Origin of the sequence: Pseudomonas sp. yb_5 (assembly GCF_043103865.1) — a bacterium.
Taxonomy (GTDB): domain Bacteria; phylum Pseudomonadota; class Gammaproteobacteria; order Pseudomonadales; family Pseudomonadaceae; genus Aquipseudomonas; species Aquipseudomonas putida_Y.
The window spans coordinates 1-14,430 of sequence record NZ_JBICKE010000013.1 but is presented as its reverse complement, the minus strand read 5'-3'; the positions used below and the strand labels follow the sequence as shown (position 1 = coordinate 14,430).

Here is a 14,430-nt window from a genome sequence, read left to right as displayed (position 1 = left end):
AGCGGCCCCTTCTTCAAGACCACAAATCAACGTTCAGGTTGCCTATTACCCGATCAAGGGCAACCCGGCGCCTTGCGCTGGTGGTCTTCGTCGTACTTTTCCAGGCCTTCCGGGCCCACGCGCTTGCCGATGACCGGCACGGTCTCGGCCTGCCATTCGGACTGGTAGCAACCGCCCTTGTGCGATCGCGCCGGGTCGGCATCCGAGGTCGGGCTGCCCGCGCAAGCGCTCAGCAGACCGGCCAGCATCATCACAGACAATTGCTTGACCACCAGGCCACTCCCTTTGCCAAGCGCCGACGTCATCAGGCCTTGGCCCGCTCTTCCAGGATTGCCACAGCTGGCAGGACCTTGCCCTCGACGAACTCGAGGAAGGCGCCACCACCGGTAGAAATGTAGGAGATTTCCTTGCTGACGCCATATTTGTCGATGGCTGCCAGGGTGTCACCGCCACCGGCAATGGAGAACGCAGCGCTCTCGGCGATCGCCTTGGCCAGTACCTTGGTGCCGTTGCCGAACTGATCGAATTCGAACACACCAACCGGGCCGTTCCACAGAATGGTTTTCGACGACTTCAGCAACTCGGCGAAGTTGGCTGCGGTTTGCGGGCCGATGTCCAGGATCATGTCGTCGGCAGCTACGTCGGCAATGGCTTTGACCGTAGCTTCAGCGCTCTCGGCGAACTCTTTGGCAACCACCACGTCGACTGGCAGCGGCACGCTGACCTTGGCGGCAATGGCCTTGGCGGTGTCGACCAGGTCAGGCTCGTACAGCGACTTGCCCACCGGGTGGCCAGCAGCGGCCAGGAAGGTGTTGGCAATACCGCCACCAACGATCAACTGGTCGCAAACACTGCTCAGGCTGTTCAGCACGTCCAGCTTGGTGGAAACCTTGGAGCCGGCAACGATGGCCGCCATCGGCTTGGCCGGAGCCTTGAGGGCCTTGCCCAAGGCATCCAGCTCGGCTGCCAGCAGCGGGCCGGCAGCGGCAACCTTGGCGAACTTGGCGACGCCATGGGTCGAGCCTTCGGCGCGGTGTGCAGTGCCGAAAGCGTCCATGACGAATACGTCACACAGGGCAGCGTACTTCTGCGCCAGCTCGTCGGCGTTTTTCTTCTCGCCCTTGTTGAAGCGCACATTCTCGAACAGCACCAGTTCACCGGCCTGTACCGCGACACCGTCCAGATAGTCGGCAACCAGCGGCACGTCACGGCCCAAGGCCTTGCTCAGGTAATCGGCGACCGGCTTGAGGCTGTTCTCGGCAGAGAATTCGCCTTCGGTCGGGCGGCCCAGGTGCGAGCAGACCATTACCGCTGCACCCTTCTCCAGGGCCAGCTTGATGGTCGGCAGCGCTGCCAGGATACGTGCGTCGCTGGCTACCACACCGTCCTTCACAGGCACGTTGAGGTCTTCGCGGATCAGTACGCGCTTACCTTGCAGGTCGAGGTCGGTCATCTTCAACACGGTCATGAATGCAGTCCTTCAGGGCTGTTTGTTGCGGGTTGGGTGAACGACGTGCAGAAAGTGTTCGGCAACGTCGAGCATACGGTTGGCAAAACCCCATTCGTTGTCGAACCAGGCCAGCAGGTTTACCAGGCGGGGGCCGGAAACACGCGTCTGGCTGGCATCGACGATCGCCGAATGCGGGTCATGGTTGAAATCACAGCTGGCGTGCGGCAGCTCGGTGTAGGCCAGCAAGCCTTTGAGCGGGCCTTCCAGCGCGGCCTCGCGCAGCACTCGGTTGACTTCGGCCGCACTGGTGTCGCGGGCGGTCTGCAGGGTGATGTCCAGGCACGAGACGTTGACGGTCGGTACACGTACCGCTTTGGCCTGGATTCGCCCGGCAAGTTCCGGAAGCAGGCGCTCGATACCACGCGCCAGGCCGGTGGACACGGGGATCACCGACTGGAAGGCCGAACGCGTGCGGCGCAGGTCTTCGTGGTGGTAGGCATCGATCACCGGCTGGTCGTTCATCGCCGAGTGGATGGTGGTGATCTGCACGTATTCGATGCCGAACGCCTGGTCCAGCACACGCAGCAGCGGCACGCCGCAGTTGGTGGTGCACGAGGCGTTGGACACCAGGCGCTCGCTGCCGGTAAGGCAGGCCTGGTTGATGCCGTAGACCACCGTCGCGTCAACGTCGGCCTCGCTGGCCATGGGCTGCGAGAACAGCACCCTTGGCGCACCGGCGTCGAGGAAACGCTGGCCATCGGCACGGGTGTTATAGGCACCGGAACACTCCAGCACCAGGTCGATGCCCAGCGCAGCCCAGTCGATGCCTTCGGGGGTGGCACTGCGCATTACCTTCACGCAGTCGCCATTGATGTGCAGACAGTCGCCGTCGACCTTGACCTCGCCGGGGAAACGCCCGTGGGTGGAGTCGAAGCGTGTCAGGTATTCCAGGCTGGCCTGATCGGCCAGATCGTTCAGCGCTACGATCTCGAAGCCGGCCTTTGCCCCCCGCTCGAACAGCGCGCGCAGGACACAGCGGCCGATACGGCCATAACCGTTGAGTGCAACTTTGTAGGGACGCAGGTGGGGCATTCGGGGCTCACGAGACAGTTCAATTGTCGTCAGCCTGCGGAGTTTGCGGTGTGGCATTTGCGGGCAAGCCCGCTCCCACAGGGTTTCATGCAACCTCTGTGGGAGCGGGCTTGCCCGCGAATAGAAGGCGACACCGCCCGCAGATCTTTAAATCAGTCTTCCAGCAGCTCTTCGGCAGTACCGAGGATGTTCTCCAGGGTGAAGCCAAACTCTTCGAACAGTGCCGAAGCCGGCGCCGACTCACCGTAAGTGGTCATGCCGATGATACGACCTTCCAGGCCAACGTACTTGTACCAGAAGTCGGCGTGGGCAGCTTCGATGGCGATGCGCGCACCGACTTCCAGCGGCAGCACGGACTGCTTGTAGGCAGCGTCCTGGGCATCGAACACGCTGGTGCACGGCATGGAAACCACGCGCACCTTGCGGCCTTGCTCGGTCAGCTTGTCGAAGGCCTGAACAGCCAGGCCCACTTCGGAACCGGTGGCGATCAGGATCAGTTCGGGCTCGCCGGCGCAGTCCTTGAGCACATAGCCACCGCGGCTGATGTCGGCGATCTGCTGGGCATCGCGGTCCTGGTGCTGCAGGTTCTGACGCGAGAAGATCAGCGCCGATGGGCCGTCCTTGCGCTCCAGGGCGTTTTTCCAGGACACGGCGGATTCCACCGCGTCGGCTGGGCGCCAAGTATCCAGGTTTGGCGTGCTGCGCAGGCTGGTCAGCTGCTCGATCGGCTGGTGCGTCGGGCCGTCTTCGCCCAGACCGATGGAGTCATGGGTGTACACGTGGATCACGCGCTGCTTCATCAGGGCCGACATGCGCACGGCGTTGCGGGCGTATTCCATGAACATCAGGAAGGTCGCGCCGTAAGGCACCAGGCCACCGTGCAGGGCAACGCCGTTCATGATGGCGGTCATGCCGAACTCGCGCACGCCGTAGAACACGTAGTTGCCGCTGGCGTCATTGGCTTCGACGCCCTTGCAACCTTTCCACAGGGTCAGGTTGGAGCCGGCCAGGTCCGCCGAACCACCGAGGAACTCCGGCAGCAGCGGGCCAAAGGCGTTCAGGGTGTTCTGGCTGGCCTTGCGGCTGGCGATGGTTTCGCCTTTGGCAGCAACTTCGTTGATGTAGGCCTGGGCCTTTTCGCTGAAGTCGGCCGGCAGCTCGCCGCTGTCACGGCGCTTGAACTCGGCAGCCAGCTCCGGGTAGGCCTTGGCGTAGGCCTCGAAGCGCTGGTTCCACTCGGCTTCGGCCTTGGCGCCAGCGGCCTTGGCATCCCACTCGGCATAAATGTCGGCAGGGATTTCGAACGGGCCGTGGTTCCAGTTCAGTTCTTTACGGGCCAAGGCGATTTCGTCGTTGCCCAGCGGTGCACCGTGGCAATCTTCCTTGCCCTGCTTGTTCGGCGAGCCGAAACCAATGATGGTCTTGCAGCAGATCAGGGTCGGGCGATCGCTCTTGCGGGCGGTCTCGATGGCCATCTTGATTTCTTCGGCGTCATGGCCGTCGACGTTGCGGATCACCTGCCAGTTGTAGGCTTCGAAGCGCGCCGGGGTGTTGTCGGTGAACCAGCCGTGCACTTCGCCGTCGATGGAGATGCCATTGTCATCGTAGAAGGCGATCAGCTTGTTCAGGCCCAGGGTGCCGGCCAGCGAGGCGACTTCATGGGAGATGCCTTCCATCATGCAGCCGTCGCCGAGGAACACATAGGTGTTGTGGTCGACGATATTGTGGCCGTCACGGTTGAACTGGGCAGCCAGCACTTTTTCGGCCAGGGCGAAGCCCACGGCGTTGGCGATACCTTGGCCGAGCGGACCGGTGGTGGTCTCGACGCCTGGGGTGTAGCCGTATTCCGGATGGCCCGGGGTGCGGCTGTGCAGTTGGCGGAAACCTTTGATGTCATCGATGGTGACGTCGTAGCCGGTCAGGTGCAGCAGCGAGTAGATCAGCATCGAACCGTGGCCGTTGGACAGTACGAAGCGGTCACGGTCGGCGAAACTCGGGTTGCTCGGGTTGTGCTTCAGGTAGTCGCGCCAAAGCACTTCGGCGATATCCGCCATGCCCATGGGGGCACCTGGGTGGCCGCTGTTGGCCTTTTGCACGGCATCCATGCTGAGGGCACGAATGGCGTTGGCACGTTCACGACGGCTGGGCATCGCTGATCTCCTAGGGGGCTTGAATAGGTGGTGTCACGAAAAAGGCGGCCATTTTCGCCCACTGGGGGCGCTTGGGGCAAACATTTAAGCGCCAAGCGCAAGCTTTAAGCTGCAAGTGAAGAAACAGAGCGCGACTCGGAGCGCTCCAAAGCGTGTAGCTTGAAGCTTTCGGCTTGCAGCTCATCGCCAATATCAAAACTTTTTGATATTGGCCTTGCTAGGGCATCAATGCCTGTCTAGACTGCCGCCCCATGAATCTGCGTGCGCAATCGATCCCCGAGCAACGCGAAACATTGGCTGCCCTGTGCAAAGCCAGTGGCGATGCGTTGCGCCTGAACGTATTGCGCGCCCTGGCCAACGACTCGTTCGGCGTGATGGAACTGGCGCAGATCTTCGACATCGGCCAGTCGGGCATGAGCCACCACCTTAAGGTGCTGGCCCAGGCCGACCTTGTGGCAACCCGCCGCGAAGGCAACGCCATCTTCTACCGCCGTGCCCTGCCCGATGGCCTGCGCCTGGGTGGCCGGCTGCATGCAGCGCTGCTCGAAGAAGTCGACGAGTTGGCCCTGCCGCCCGATGTGCAGGCGCGCATCGCCCAGGTGCAGCAGCGCCGGGCGGCTACCAGCCAGGACTTCTTCCTGCGCGTTGAAGAGAAGTTCCGTGCCCAGCAAGACCTGATCGCCGGCCTTCCGCAGTACCGCGAAAGCCTGCTGGCGCTGCTCGACAAACTGCATTTCGACCCGGCTGCCAGCGCGCTGGAAGTCGGGCCCGGCGACGGTGGCTTCCTGCCCGACCTGGCCCGGCGCTTTGCCCAGGTCACCGCCCTGGACAACAGCCCTACCATGCTCGAACTTGCACGTCAGGTGTGCCAGCGCGAAGGGCTCGACAACGTGAACCTGCAGTTGGCCGATGCACTGGGTGCAACGGATGTGGCCGCCGACTGCGTTGTGCTGAACATGGTGCTGCACCATTTCAGCGACCCGGCCCTGGCCTTGCGCCAGCTGGCCAAACGGGTAAAGGCAGGCGGCAGCCTGCTGGTCACCGAACTGTGCAGCCATGACCAGGGGTGGGCGCGCGAAGCCTGCGGCGACCTCTGGCTGGGCTTCGAACAGGACGACCTGGCGCGCTGGGCCAACGCTGCCGGGCTGGTCCATGCGGACAGCCTGTACGTGGGCTTGCGTAACGGTTTCCAGATCCAGGTCCGCCATTTTCAGCGGACGGCTGGCGACATACACCATCGGTAAATTTCAGGAACCTTCGAGATGAGCGAATACTCCCTTTTCACCTCCGAGTCCGTGTCCGAAGGGCATCCGGACAAGATCGCCGACCAGATTTCGGACGCAGTCCTTGATGCCATCATCGCTCAGGACAAATACGCCCGCGTAGCCTGCGAAACCCTGGTCAAGACCGGTGTCGCCATCATCGCTGGCGAAGTCACCACTTCGGCCTGGGTCGACCTGGAAGACCTGGTGCGCAAAGTCATCATCGACATCGGCTACAACAGCTCTGACGTCGGCTTCGACGGTGCCACCTGCGCCGTGATGAACATCATTGGCAAACAGTCGGTAGACATCGCCCAAGGCGTGGACCGCTCCAAGCCGGAAGACCAGGGCGCCGGTGACCAGGGCCTGATGTTCGGCTATGCCAGCAACGAAACCGAAGTCCTGATGCCTGCACCAATCTGCTTCTCGCACCGCCTGGTAGAACGCCAGGCCGAGGCGCGCAAGTCCGGCCTGCTGCCGTGGCTGCGCCCGGATGCCAAGTCGCAGGTCACCTGCCGCTACGAGAACGGCAAAGTGGTCGGTATCGACGCCGTGGTGCTGTCGACCCAGCACAACCCGGAGGTTTCGCAGAAAGACCTGCAGGAAGCCGTGATGGAGCTGATCGTCAAGCACACCCTGCCGGCCGAACTGCTGCACAAAGGCACCCAGTACCACATCAACCCGACCGGCAACTTCATCATCGGTGGCCCGGTGGGTGACTGCGGCCTGACGGGCCGCAAGATCATCGTCGACTCCTACGGCGGCATGGCCCGCCACGGTGGTGGCGCGTTCTCCGGCAAGGACCCGTCCAAGGTTGACCGTTCCGCCGCCTACGCCGGCCGCTACGTGGCCAAGAACATCGTCGCCGCCGGCCTGGCCGAGCGTTGCGAGATCCAGGTGTCGTACGCCATTGGCGTGGCCCAGCCGACGTCCATCTCGATCAACACCTTCGGTACCGGCAAGGTCTCCGACGACAAGATCATCCAGCTGGTGCGCGAATGCTTCGACCTGCGTCCGTACGCCATCACCACCATGCTCGACCTGCTGCACCCGATGTATCAGGAAACCGCTGCCTACGGCCACTTCGGCCGTACCCCGCAGCAGAAGACTGTCGGCGACGACACCTTCACCACCTTCACCTGGGAGCGCACCGACCGCGCCCAGTCGCTGCGCGACGCTGCCGGCCTGTAAGCTTCCTGCAGCACCAGATGAAAGCCCCTGCCGAGCGATCGGCAGGGGCTTTTTTGTGCCTGTCACGGCATTTTCATCGCCTGTGAGATAGAGCGCCGCGCTCGTTTCTTGTCCCACCTCGGGATTGGAGACGAGCACCTGCGAAATATCACCTGACAACTGCACACGCCAGCCGCCCCGCTACCCGCCTACGCTAAGCGCTTCACCGCCATGCAAGGATGCCAGGCCATGCCGTACCTGCTGTTGTTCGCCCTGCTATTTGCGCTGAACGTCCCATTGGCCAGGGCTGCCTCCTGCCCACACTGGGACCTGCAACAGGCCAAGGCCGAAGTTGCACAACTGCGCGCCACGCTTGCCCGATGGGACGAGCACTACCATCGCCAGGGCATAGCCCTGGTAGCCGACGAACTGTACGATCAGAGCCGCGAGCGCCTGAATCACCTGCAGCAGTGCTTCGCGGTTGGCACCAGCACCTCTCCCCTCGCCAGCGCTCGCGGCCCGGTCCCCCACCCCGTACCGCATACCGGCGTCGAAAAGCTGGCAGACCGCCAGGCCGTGGCGCGATGGATGGCCGGCAAGACCGGCGTGTGGGTACAGCCCAAGGTCGACGGTGTTGCAGTTTCCCTCACTTACCAGCAGGGCCGATTGGTACAGCTGACCAGCCGGGGGGACGGTGTACACGGCCATGACTGGAGCCGACACATCCCACAACTCGGCGCTGTCACTCGGCAGTTGCCTGAGGCGGTCGACCTGCACTTGCAAGGTGAGCTGTATCTGCGCCTGGACGACCATGTGCAAGCCAAGGCAGGCAGCGCCAACGCCCGGGGTACCGTGGCAGGGCTGCTTGCACGCAAGCAACTGACTGGCGCACAAGGCAACGCTATCGGCCTGTTCGTGTGGGGCTGGCCGCACGGCCCCGAGCAACAGGCCGATCGCCTCGCCCAGCTGGCACGGCTGGGGTTTCCGGACAGCCAGCTTTACAGCATCGCCATCGACACGCTGGAGGATGCGGCACACTGGCGCGAGCACTGGTATCGCTCTGCTCTGCCCTTCGCCACCGACGGTGTGATCCTGCGCCAGGGCAGCCGGCCGCCTGCCGAGCGCTGGCAGGCCAAGGCACCGTACTGGATCGCAGCCTGGAAGTACCCCTATGCACAAGCCTTGGCCGAAGTACGAGACGTGCGCTTTCGGGTCGGCCGCACTGGCAGGGTCACGCCCGTTCTGCATGTGCAACCCGTTACCCTCGATGACCGTCGTATTACCCAGGTCAGCCTTGGGTCGCTGGCGCGCTGGCAAACCTTGGATATTCGCCCCGGCGATCAGGTGGCTATCAGCCTTGCCGGGCTGACCATTCCGCGGCTCGATCACGTCGTGCACCGCGCTGTAGAGCGCCAACCGATTACCGCGCCAGCACCCGAGCAGCATCATGCCCACAGCTGCTGGCAGGCCAGCGAGGGCTGCGATGAGCAGTTCATTGCCCGCCTCACCTGGCTTAGCGGCAAACAGGGCCTGGCCTTGCCGCGCACCGGGCCCGGCACATGGCGTCGGCTGGTCGAAGCTGGCTTGGTAACGTCCATGACCGACTGGCTGCAGCTCGATGCCGAACGCCTGCAGCAGGCACCCGGAATCAGCAGGCTCACTGCGGCACACTTGCTGGGCAGTTTCGACGAAGCACGCTCACGCCCCTTCGATCAGTGGCTGCGCGCCCTTGGCGCGCCCATTGGCAAGCATTTGCCACTGACTGGCGACTGGCAGGAACTGGCCTCACGCAGTGCCGGGCAATGGCAAACCGTGCCCGGCATCGGCGCAAAACGCTCGCGCCAACTTGTGGATTTCTTCGCGGCCGCTGAGGTGCAAGCCATTGCCGCACAGCTGGCAGAAACCGGCATAGAAGGGTTCCCGACCCCACCCCAGCACATTGAGCAATGATTTTTTACCAAATAATGCGTAGGAAAAACCCGAGACTCAGGCAGAAAACCCCACCAAGGGTTTCTAAATGGGTAAAACCAAGGCAGGATTTCCACCAACTTTTGCTGCCCCGCCCCGTTCAAGAGGCTTTTCATGAAACGTATTTCGACTCTTTTCCTGCTCGCAACACTGGGTCTGGCTGCGGGCAGCGTGCAAGCTGCCCAGCCGGACCCGGGCCTGACCGGTTGCGCCGCCAAGCGTAGCGCCATCGAAAACCAGCTGAAAATTGCCCGTGACCACGGCAACAGCGATCAGGTTGCAGGGCTGGAAGAAGCCCTGCGCGGTGTGGACAACTGCACCGACGCCAGCCTGCGCAAAGAGCGTGAGCAGAAGGTGCTCGACGCACGCCATGAAGTGGCGCAGCGGGAAAAGGACTTGAAGAAGGCCGAGAAGAAAGGCGACGCCGAGAAGATCAACAAGCGCAAGGACAAGCTGGCCGAGTCGCGCAAAGAGCTGCAGGAAGCGGTCGACGATCTCGACCGCTAAGGCATCTGGCCGGCAAGCCTGGTCTTTGTGGGAGCGGCCTTGTGTCGCGACAGGGCCGCACAGCGGCCCCGGCTATGCATGCATTTCTGCTGAAATCCTGGGGCCGCTGCGCGGCCCTATCGCGACACAAGGCCGCTCCCACAGGAATTTGTACACGCCTCGACGGTTTGCGCAAACAGCACAGCCATTCAATGATTACGAAATTCGCTATGACAGGCCTTGCACGCAGCCTCGACCTTGTCCATCGGTGCTTTCAGTTGCGCAGCATCCAGCGGCTGGCTGCGACTGACATCAACCAGTTCACCAGTGACACCTTCCAGTTGCCGGGCCAGGTCATGAAACCGCGCCTGGCGCTCCCACACCTCGGCGCGGGCGGCGCTGTCACCACCATCGCGCACCTGTGGAAAATGCTGCCACGGCTGATGCGACAGGCTGTCCAGCTTCAATGCACCGTCGGCAAACTTCACCCCGTCGAACGGCAACCGGCCACGCAGCATGCCACCCAGGTCTTCGCTGGTCTTGAGCATGTCCTTGAAGATCACCTTGCGTTTCCCCAGCGGCGAGTTCGGGTCTACCCGGTCACACCCCGTCAGAGCCCCTCCCAGGGTAAGTACTGCCAGCAGAACAACGGTCAATCGCTTAAACATCACGCTCACTTCGGCCTACGCAAATGGGCGGCCAGTATCGCTGCCCCCAGGCCAAACACCAATAGCCACATAAAAGGCAGGGGCGAACCTTCATGTTCGCTTCTGACAGGAATGCACACATGAAATCTGCCCTGCGTCACCTGGCCTGGACACTGCCGGTGCTGGCTTTGCTGGCCGGCTGCAACGGCGGCGAGAGCGCCAAGCCCGAGCCCCACGCTGTCGCCACCTATGCCCCGGCCACTTGGAAAGACTTGCCGGCCGTCAGCGATGAAGACCTGCTGGCAGGCTTTTATGCATGGCGCAATGGCTGCGAAAAACTCAAGCGCGATCCGGTGTGGGCCGCCACCTGCGAAGCGGCCGGCAGTGCCACAGCCAGCGCCGCCCAAGTGCGTACCTTCCTTGAGCAGAACCTGCAGGTGTACGGCCTGCGCTCTGCAGAGAACAACGCCAATGGCCTGATTACCGGCTACTACGAACCAGTCTACCCAGGCAGCCTGAGCCAATCGGCAACCAACCATGTGGCAGTCTACGGCATCCCTGATGACATGATCGTGGTCGACCTGGCCAGCGTGTACCCCGAACTCAAGGGCAAACGCCTGCGCGGCCGTCTGGAGGGGCGGGTGCTCAAGCCATACGACACGGCCGAAGTCATCAACCGTAACGGCGTCAAGGCACCGGTGCTGGCCTGGCTGACCGACCCGATGGACCTGCAATTCCTGCAGATCCAGGGTTCTGGCCGGGTACAACTGGAAGATGGCCGTCAACTGCGCCTGGGCTATGCCGACCAGAACGGCCACCCTTACCGGCCGATCGGCCGCTGGCTGGTGGAACAGGGCCAGCTGAAAAAAGAAGACGTGAGCATGGGTGCCATTCATGCCTGGGCCCAGGCCAACCCGCAGCGCGTACCAGAACTGCTGGCGAGCAACCCCAGCTACGTATTCTTCAGCACCCGCCCGGACAGCAACGAAGGCCCGCGCGGCTCGCTGAACGTACCGCTTACCGCCGGCTACAGCGTGGCCATCGACCGCAAGGTAATTCCGCTGGGCAGCCTGTTGTGGCTTTCCACTACGCGCCCGGACGGCTCGCCAGTGGTGCGCCCGGTGGGTGCGCAGGACACTGGTGGGGCGATTGCGGGTGAAGTGCGTGCCGACCTGTTCTGGGGCACCGGGCCGGAAGCCGGCGAGCTGGCGGGGAACATGAAGCAGCAGGGGCAGATCTGGATGCTCTGGCCTAAAGGCCAGCCGCTACCTGAGGTACCTAAGGTACCTTGATCGGCGGTGGATTCTTCGCGGGCTTGCCCGCTCCCACAGGTACACCACAGCCCTTGAATACTGTGGTGTACCTGTGGGAGCGGGCAAGCCCGCGAAGAAGGCCACTCGGTTTCAGATGGAAACCACGAAGAACGACACGATCAACGCCAAGCCGGCAAACCACATCAGCGACCGCAAGGCAGCCCAGTCGGCCAGGTAGCAGATGATGTAAAGCAAGCGGCTGGTGATATACATCACCCCCAGCACATCCTGGGTCACCTGCTCTGCATTGCCCACGATATCCGCCACAAGCACCGCCGCAGCAAATGCCGGAAACGCTTCGTAGCCATTCTGCTGCGCAGCATGGGCACGCCGTGGCAGGCCCGACAAGGTATCGAGGAAGGCTCGCGGATCGTGATTGTCCTTGAGGCCGAAGCGGCCACTGCTCGCCTTGGCGATCAAGGCACAAAGCGGGTTCAACAGCAGCGCAATCAGGATGCACCACAGGGCAACAGTCATGGACAGGACTCCTTGTTCAGTCTTCAGGTCAAAGCTTCATTACCAGCATGCCGGCCAACACCAGCCCGCAAGCTAGGAGTCTCGGCCCGCCAAAAGGTTCTTTGAGGTAGCGCATACCCAGCACCACCACCAGGATCACGCTCAACTCCCGCAGAGCCGCCGCCTCGGCCACTGACCCCAGGTGCATGGCCCACAGCACCAGGGCATAGCTGAACAATACGCAGAACCCTACCGCCAACCCAAGGCGCCATTGGGTTCGCCAGAACAGTACGAATGGCGCCCGCCGCGCGACGCTCGCCAACAACGGGAATTGCCAGGCGCTGAGCAGGGTCAGCCAGACCAGGTAATCCCACGGTTTGCCCCACAGGCGCACGGCCTGGCCGTCGAACCAGGTGTAGCAACCAATGCACAGGCCAATCAAGGCAACCACCGGCAGCATCGACCATGGCAGCCGGTCACCGCCGCCGCCCTGCCACAACAGGCAGGCCATGCCACAGGGGATCAACAGGATACCGATGATCTGCTGCTGGCTCAGCGATTCCCCGGCAAAGGCCAGGGTCAGCCCCAGCACCACCAGCGGTGACAGCCCGCGCATCAGAGGATAGACCAGCCCCAGGTCGCCCACGCGGTAGGCCTGGATCAGCAGATAGCGGTACAACTGCTCAGCCAGTGCCGAGGCTACCAACCAGGGCCAGATTTCAGCAGGCGGAACATCGACAAAGGGCACCGCCAGCACCGCGAAGGCCAGCGCTACCGTGTCCATGCTGGCAATTACCAGCAAGCGCTCGCCACTGAATTTGATCAAGGTATTCCAGGTTGCATGCAGCAGGGCGGCAACCAGCACCAGAGATGTTGCCAACACGCCTTCTTATCCTTATGGCTTTTCATGGCTGTGAATATATAGCGTTCAGGGGGGCTTTGTGGGAGCGGGCATGCCCGCGAAGAATGCAACTCGGTGTATGGCACCGGCTTTGCCGGTGTTCGCGGGCACGCCCGCTCCCACAGGGTAACCAGTGCAGACTGTCACGGGAACGATTTGGACTAATTCGGTCAAACCCTGTGCCCCGAACCCCGAGCCAGGTCATCAAAGAACTGCCCGAGCCATTCGGGTTGAGACTTGGAAGCCACTGTCACAGGATTCAGGATGCTTGAACTCGTTGCCGCGTTTATTTGCCTCACCACCCTTCTTACCTATGTCAATTACCGCTTCATCGGCCTGCCCCCCGCTATCGGCGTGATGGTTACGGCGCTGCTGTTTTCCCTGATATTGCAAGGCCTGAGCGTTATCGGCTTCCCTGGCCTGGAAGAACGCGTCGAAGGGCTGATGAACCAGATCGACTTCAACGACCTGCTCATGCACTGGATGCTGGCGTTCCTGCTGTTTGCCGGCGCCCTGCACGTCAACCTCAGCGACCTGCGCAGCTACCGCTGGCCGATTGGCCTGCTGGCCACCTTGGGCGTGCTGATCGCCACCGTGGTCATCGGCTACCTGGCGCATTGGGTGTTTGCCCTGTTCGGCTGGCAGGTGCCACTGATCTACTGCCTGCTGTTCGGTGCACTGATCTCACCGACCGACCCGATTGCCGTACTTGGCGCGCTGCGTACTGCCAATGCGCCCAAACCGCTTAAAACCACCATCGTCGGCGAGTCACTGTTCAACGACGGTACGGCAGTCGTGGTATTCACCGTGCTGCTGGGCATCATCCGGCTGGGTGAAACACCGAGCATGACCGACACGGCGATCCTGTTCGCCCGCGAGGCCATTGGCGGTGCGGTGTTCGGTGGCCTGATCGGCTATGCCACCTACCGCATGATCAAGAGCGTCGAGCAGTATCAGGTGGAAGTCATGCTGACCCTGGCGCTGGTGATCGGTGGTTCGGCAATGTGCTACGAGCTGCATGTATCGGCGCCGATCGCCATGGTGGTGGCCGGCCTGATCATCGGCAACCTGGGGCGCAACCTGGCGATGAATGACATGACCCGCCGTTACATGGACGGTTTCTGGGAACTGATCGACGACATGCTCAATGCCCTGCTGTTCGCATTGATCGGTCTGGAGCTGTTGCTGCTGCCGTTCAACTGGATGCACCTGGCGGCTGGCGGCGTACTGGCACTGGCAGTGCTGCTGTCGCGCCTGCTGACCGTGGCTCCGGCGATCGTGCTGCTGCGGCGCTGGCGTCCGGTGCCCAAAGGCACGGTGCGGGTGCTGACCTGGGGGGGCCTGCGCGGTGGCGTGTCGGTGGCACTTGCGCTGTCGCTACCGCTGGGCGAGGAACGGGACCTGCTGCTGTCGATCACCTACATCGTGGTGTTGTCGTCGATTCTGGTGCAGGGGTTGAGCATTGGGCGGGTGGTACGCAAGGTCAGCGCCCAGCCTTGAGAATGCCGGGGCCGCTTTGCGGCCCATTCGCGGGT

General features: G+C 62.6%; 13 protein-coding genes. 6 read left to right on the top strand and 7 right to left on the bottom strand.

The features are described from left to right. Window positions 1-53: 53 nt before the first annotated feature. The 4 genes from ACF8GF_RS01665 to tkt all read right to left on the bottom strand — a co-directional run bounded on the left by ACF8GF_RS01665 (window position 54) and on the right by tkt (window position 4,692). Window positions 54-305, bottom strand: a complete 252-nt coding sequence (locus tag ACF8GF_RS01665; protein WP_176683088.1) for a hypothetical protein — start codon at window positions 303-305, stop codon at window positions 54-56. Beyond that, window positions 305-1,468 (bottom strand): phosphoglycerate kinase, encoded by a 1,164-nt coding sequence (locus tag ACF8GF_RS01660; RefSeq protein WP_176683087.1) that lies wholly within the window; start codon window positions 1,466-1,468, stop codon window positions 305-307. The genes ACF8GF_RS01665 and ACF8GF_RS01660 overlap by 1 nt, the downstream gene beginning before the upstream one ends. 12 nt (window positions 1,469-1,480) lie before the next feature. Further along, on the bottom strand, window positions 1,481-2,542 hold the full coding sequence (epd, locus tag ACF8GF_RS01655; protein ID WP_012274524.1) for an erythrose-4-phosphate dehydrogenase: 1,062 nt from the start codon (window positions 2,540-2,542) through the stop codon (window positions 1,481-1,483). A 152-nt stretch (window positions 2,543-2,694) separates the two neighbouring features. Then, entirely contained in the window at window positions 2,695-4,692 is a 1,998-nt protein-coding gene (gene tkt, locus ACF8GF_RS01650) for a transketolase (RefSeq protein ID WP_392487977.1), read from the bottom strand. A gap of 251 nt (window positions 4,693-4,943) precedes the next feature. Here tkt and ACF8GF_RS01645 point away from each other — a divergent pair, with 251 nt between their 5' ends. From ACF8GF_RS01645 to ACF8GF_RS01630, 4 genes are all read left to right on the top strand, one after another. Continuing rightward, complete coding sequence (locus tag ACF8GF_RS01645; RefSeq protein ID WP_392487978.1) at window positions 4,944-5,936, top strand: ArsR/SmtB family transcription factor; 993 nt, start codon at window positions 4,944-4,946, stop codon at window positions 5,934-5,936. A gap of 18 nt (window positions 5,937-5,954) precedes the next feature. Next, on the top strand, window positions 5,955-7,145 hold the full coding sequence (metK, locus tag ACF8GF_RS01640; RefSeq protein ID WP_003249375.1) for a methionine adenosyltransferase: 1,191 nt from the start codon (window positions 5,955-5,957) through the stop codon (window positions 7,143-7,145). A gap of 228 nt (window positions 7,146-7,373) precedes the next feature. Continuing rightward, window positions 7,374-9,074 (top strand): NAD-dependent DNA ligase LigB, encoded by a 1,701-nt coding sequence (ligB, locus tag ACF8GF_RS01635; RefSeq protein ID WP_392461423.1) that lies wholly within the window; start codon window positions 7,374-7,376, stop codon window positions 9,072-9,074. Window positions 9,075-9,206: 132 nt separating this feature from the next. Then, a complete protein-coding gene (locus ACF8GF_RS01630; protein WP_084850245.1) occupies window positions 9,207-9,599 on the top strand; it encodes a DUF1090 domain-containing protein in 393 nt (130 codons plus the stop codon). Between the two features lie 188 nt (window positions 9,600-9,787). On the opposite strand, the gene ACF8GF_RS01625 is transcribed toward ACF8GF_RS01630, so the two are convergent. After that, entirely contained in the window at window positions 9,788-10,246 is a 459-nt protein-coding gene (locus tag ACF8GF_RS01625; RefSeq protein WP_209969626.1) for a cytochrome c, read from the bottom strand. Between the two features lie 119 nt (window positions 10,247-10,365). Here ACF8GF_RS01625 and ACF8GF_RS01620 point away from each other — a divergent pair, with 119 nt between their 5' ends. Beyond that, a complete protein-coding gene (locus tag ACF8GF_RS01620) occupies window positions 10,366-11,517 on the top strand; it encodes a murein transglycosylase A (RefSeq protein ID WP_176683082.1) in 1,152 nt (383 codons plus the stop codon). A gap of 111 nt (window positions 11,518-11,628) precedes the next feature. On the opposite strand, the gene ACF8GF_RS01615 is transcribed toward ACF8GF_RS01620, so the two are convergent. Next, on the bottom strand, window positions 11,629-12,015 hold the full coding sequence (locus tag ACF8GF_RS01615) for an MAPEG family protein (RefSeq protein WP_176683081.1): 387 nt from the start codon (window positions 12,013-12,015) through the stop codon (window positions 11,629-11,631). A gap of 28 nt (window positions 12,016-12,043) precedes the next feature. Next, window positions 12,044-12,877: an EamA family transporter gene (locus ACF8GF_RS01610; RefSeq protein ID WP_176683080.1), complete on the bottom strand. Its 834-nt coding sequence runs from the start codon at window positions 12,875-12,877 to the stop codon at window positions 12,044-12,046. A gap of 282 nt (window positions 12,878-13,159) precedes the next feature. On the opposite strand from ACF8GF_RS01610, the gene ACF8GF_RS01605 reads away from it, so the two are divergent. After that, a complete protein-coding gene (locus ACF8GF_RS01605; protein ID WP_176683079.1) occupies window positions 13,160-14,395 on the top strand; it encodes a sodium:proton antiporter in 1,236 nt (411 codons plus the stop codon). Window positions 14,396-14,430: the final 35 nt, after the last annotated feature.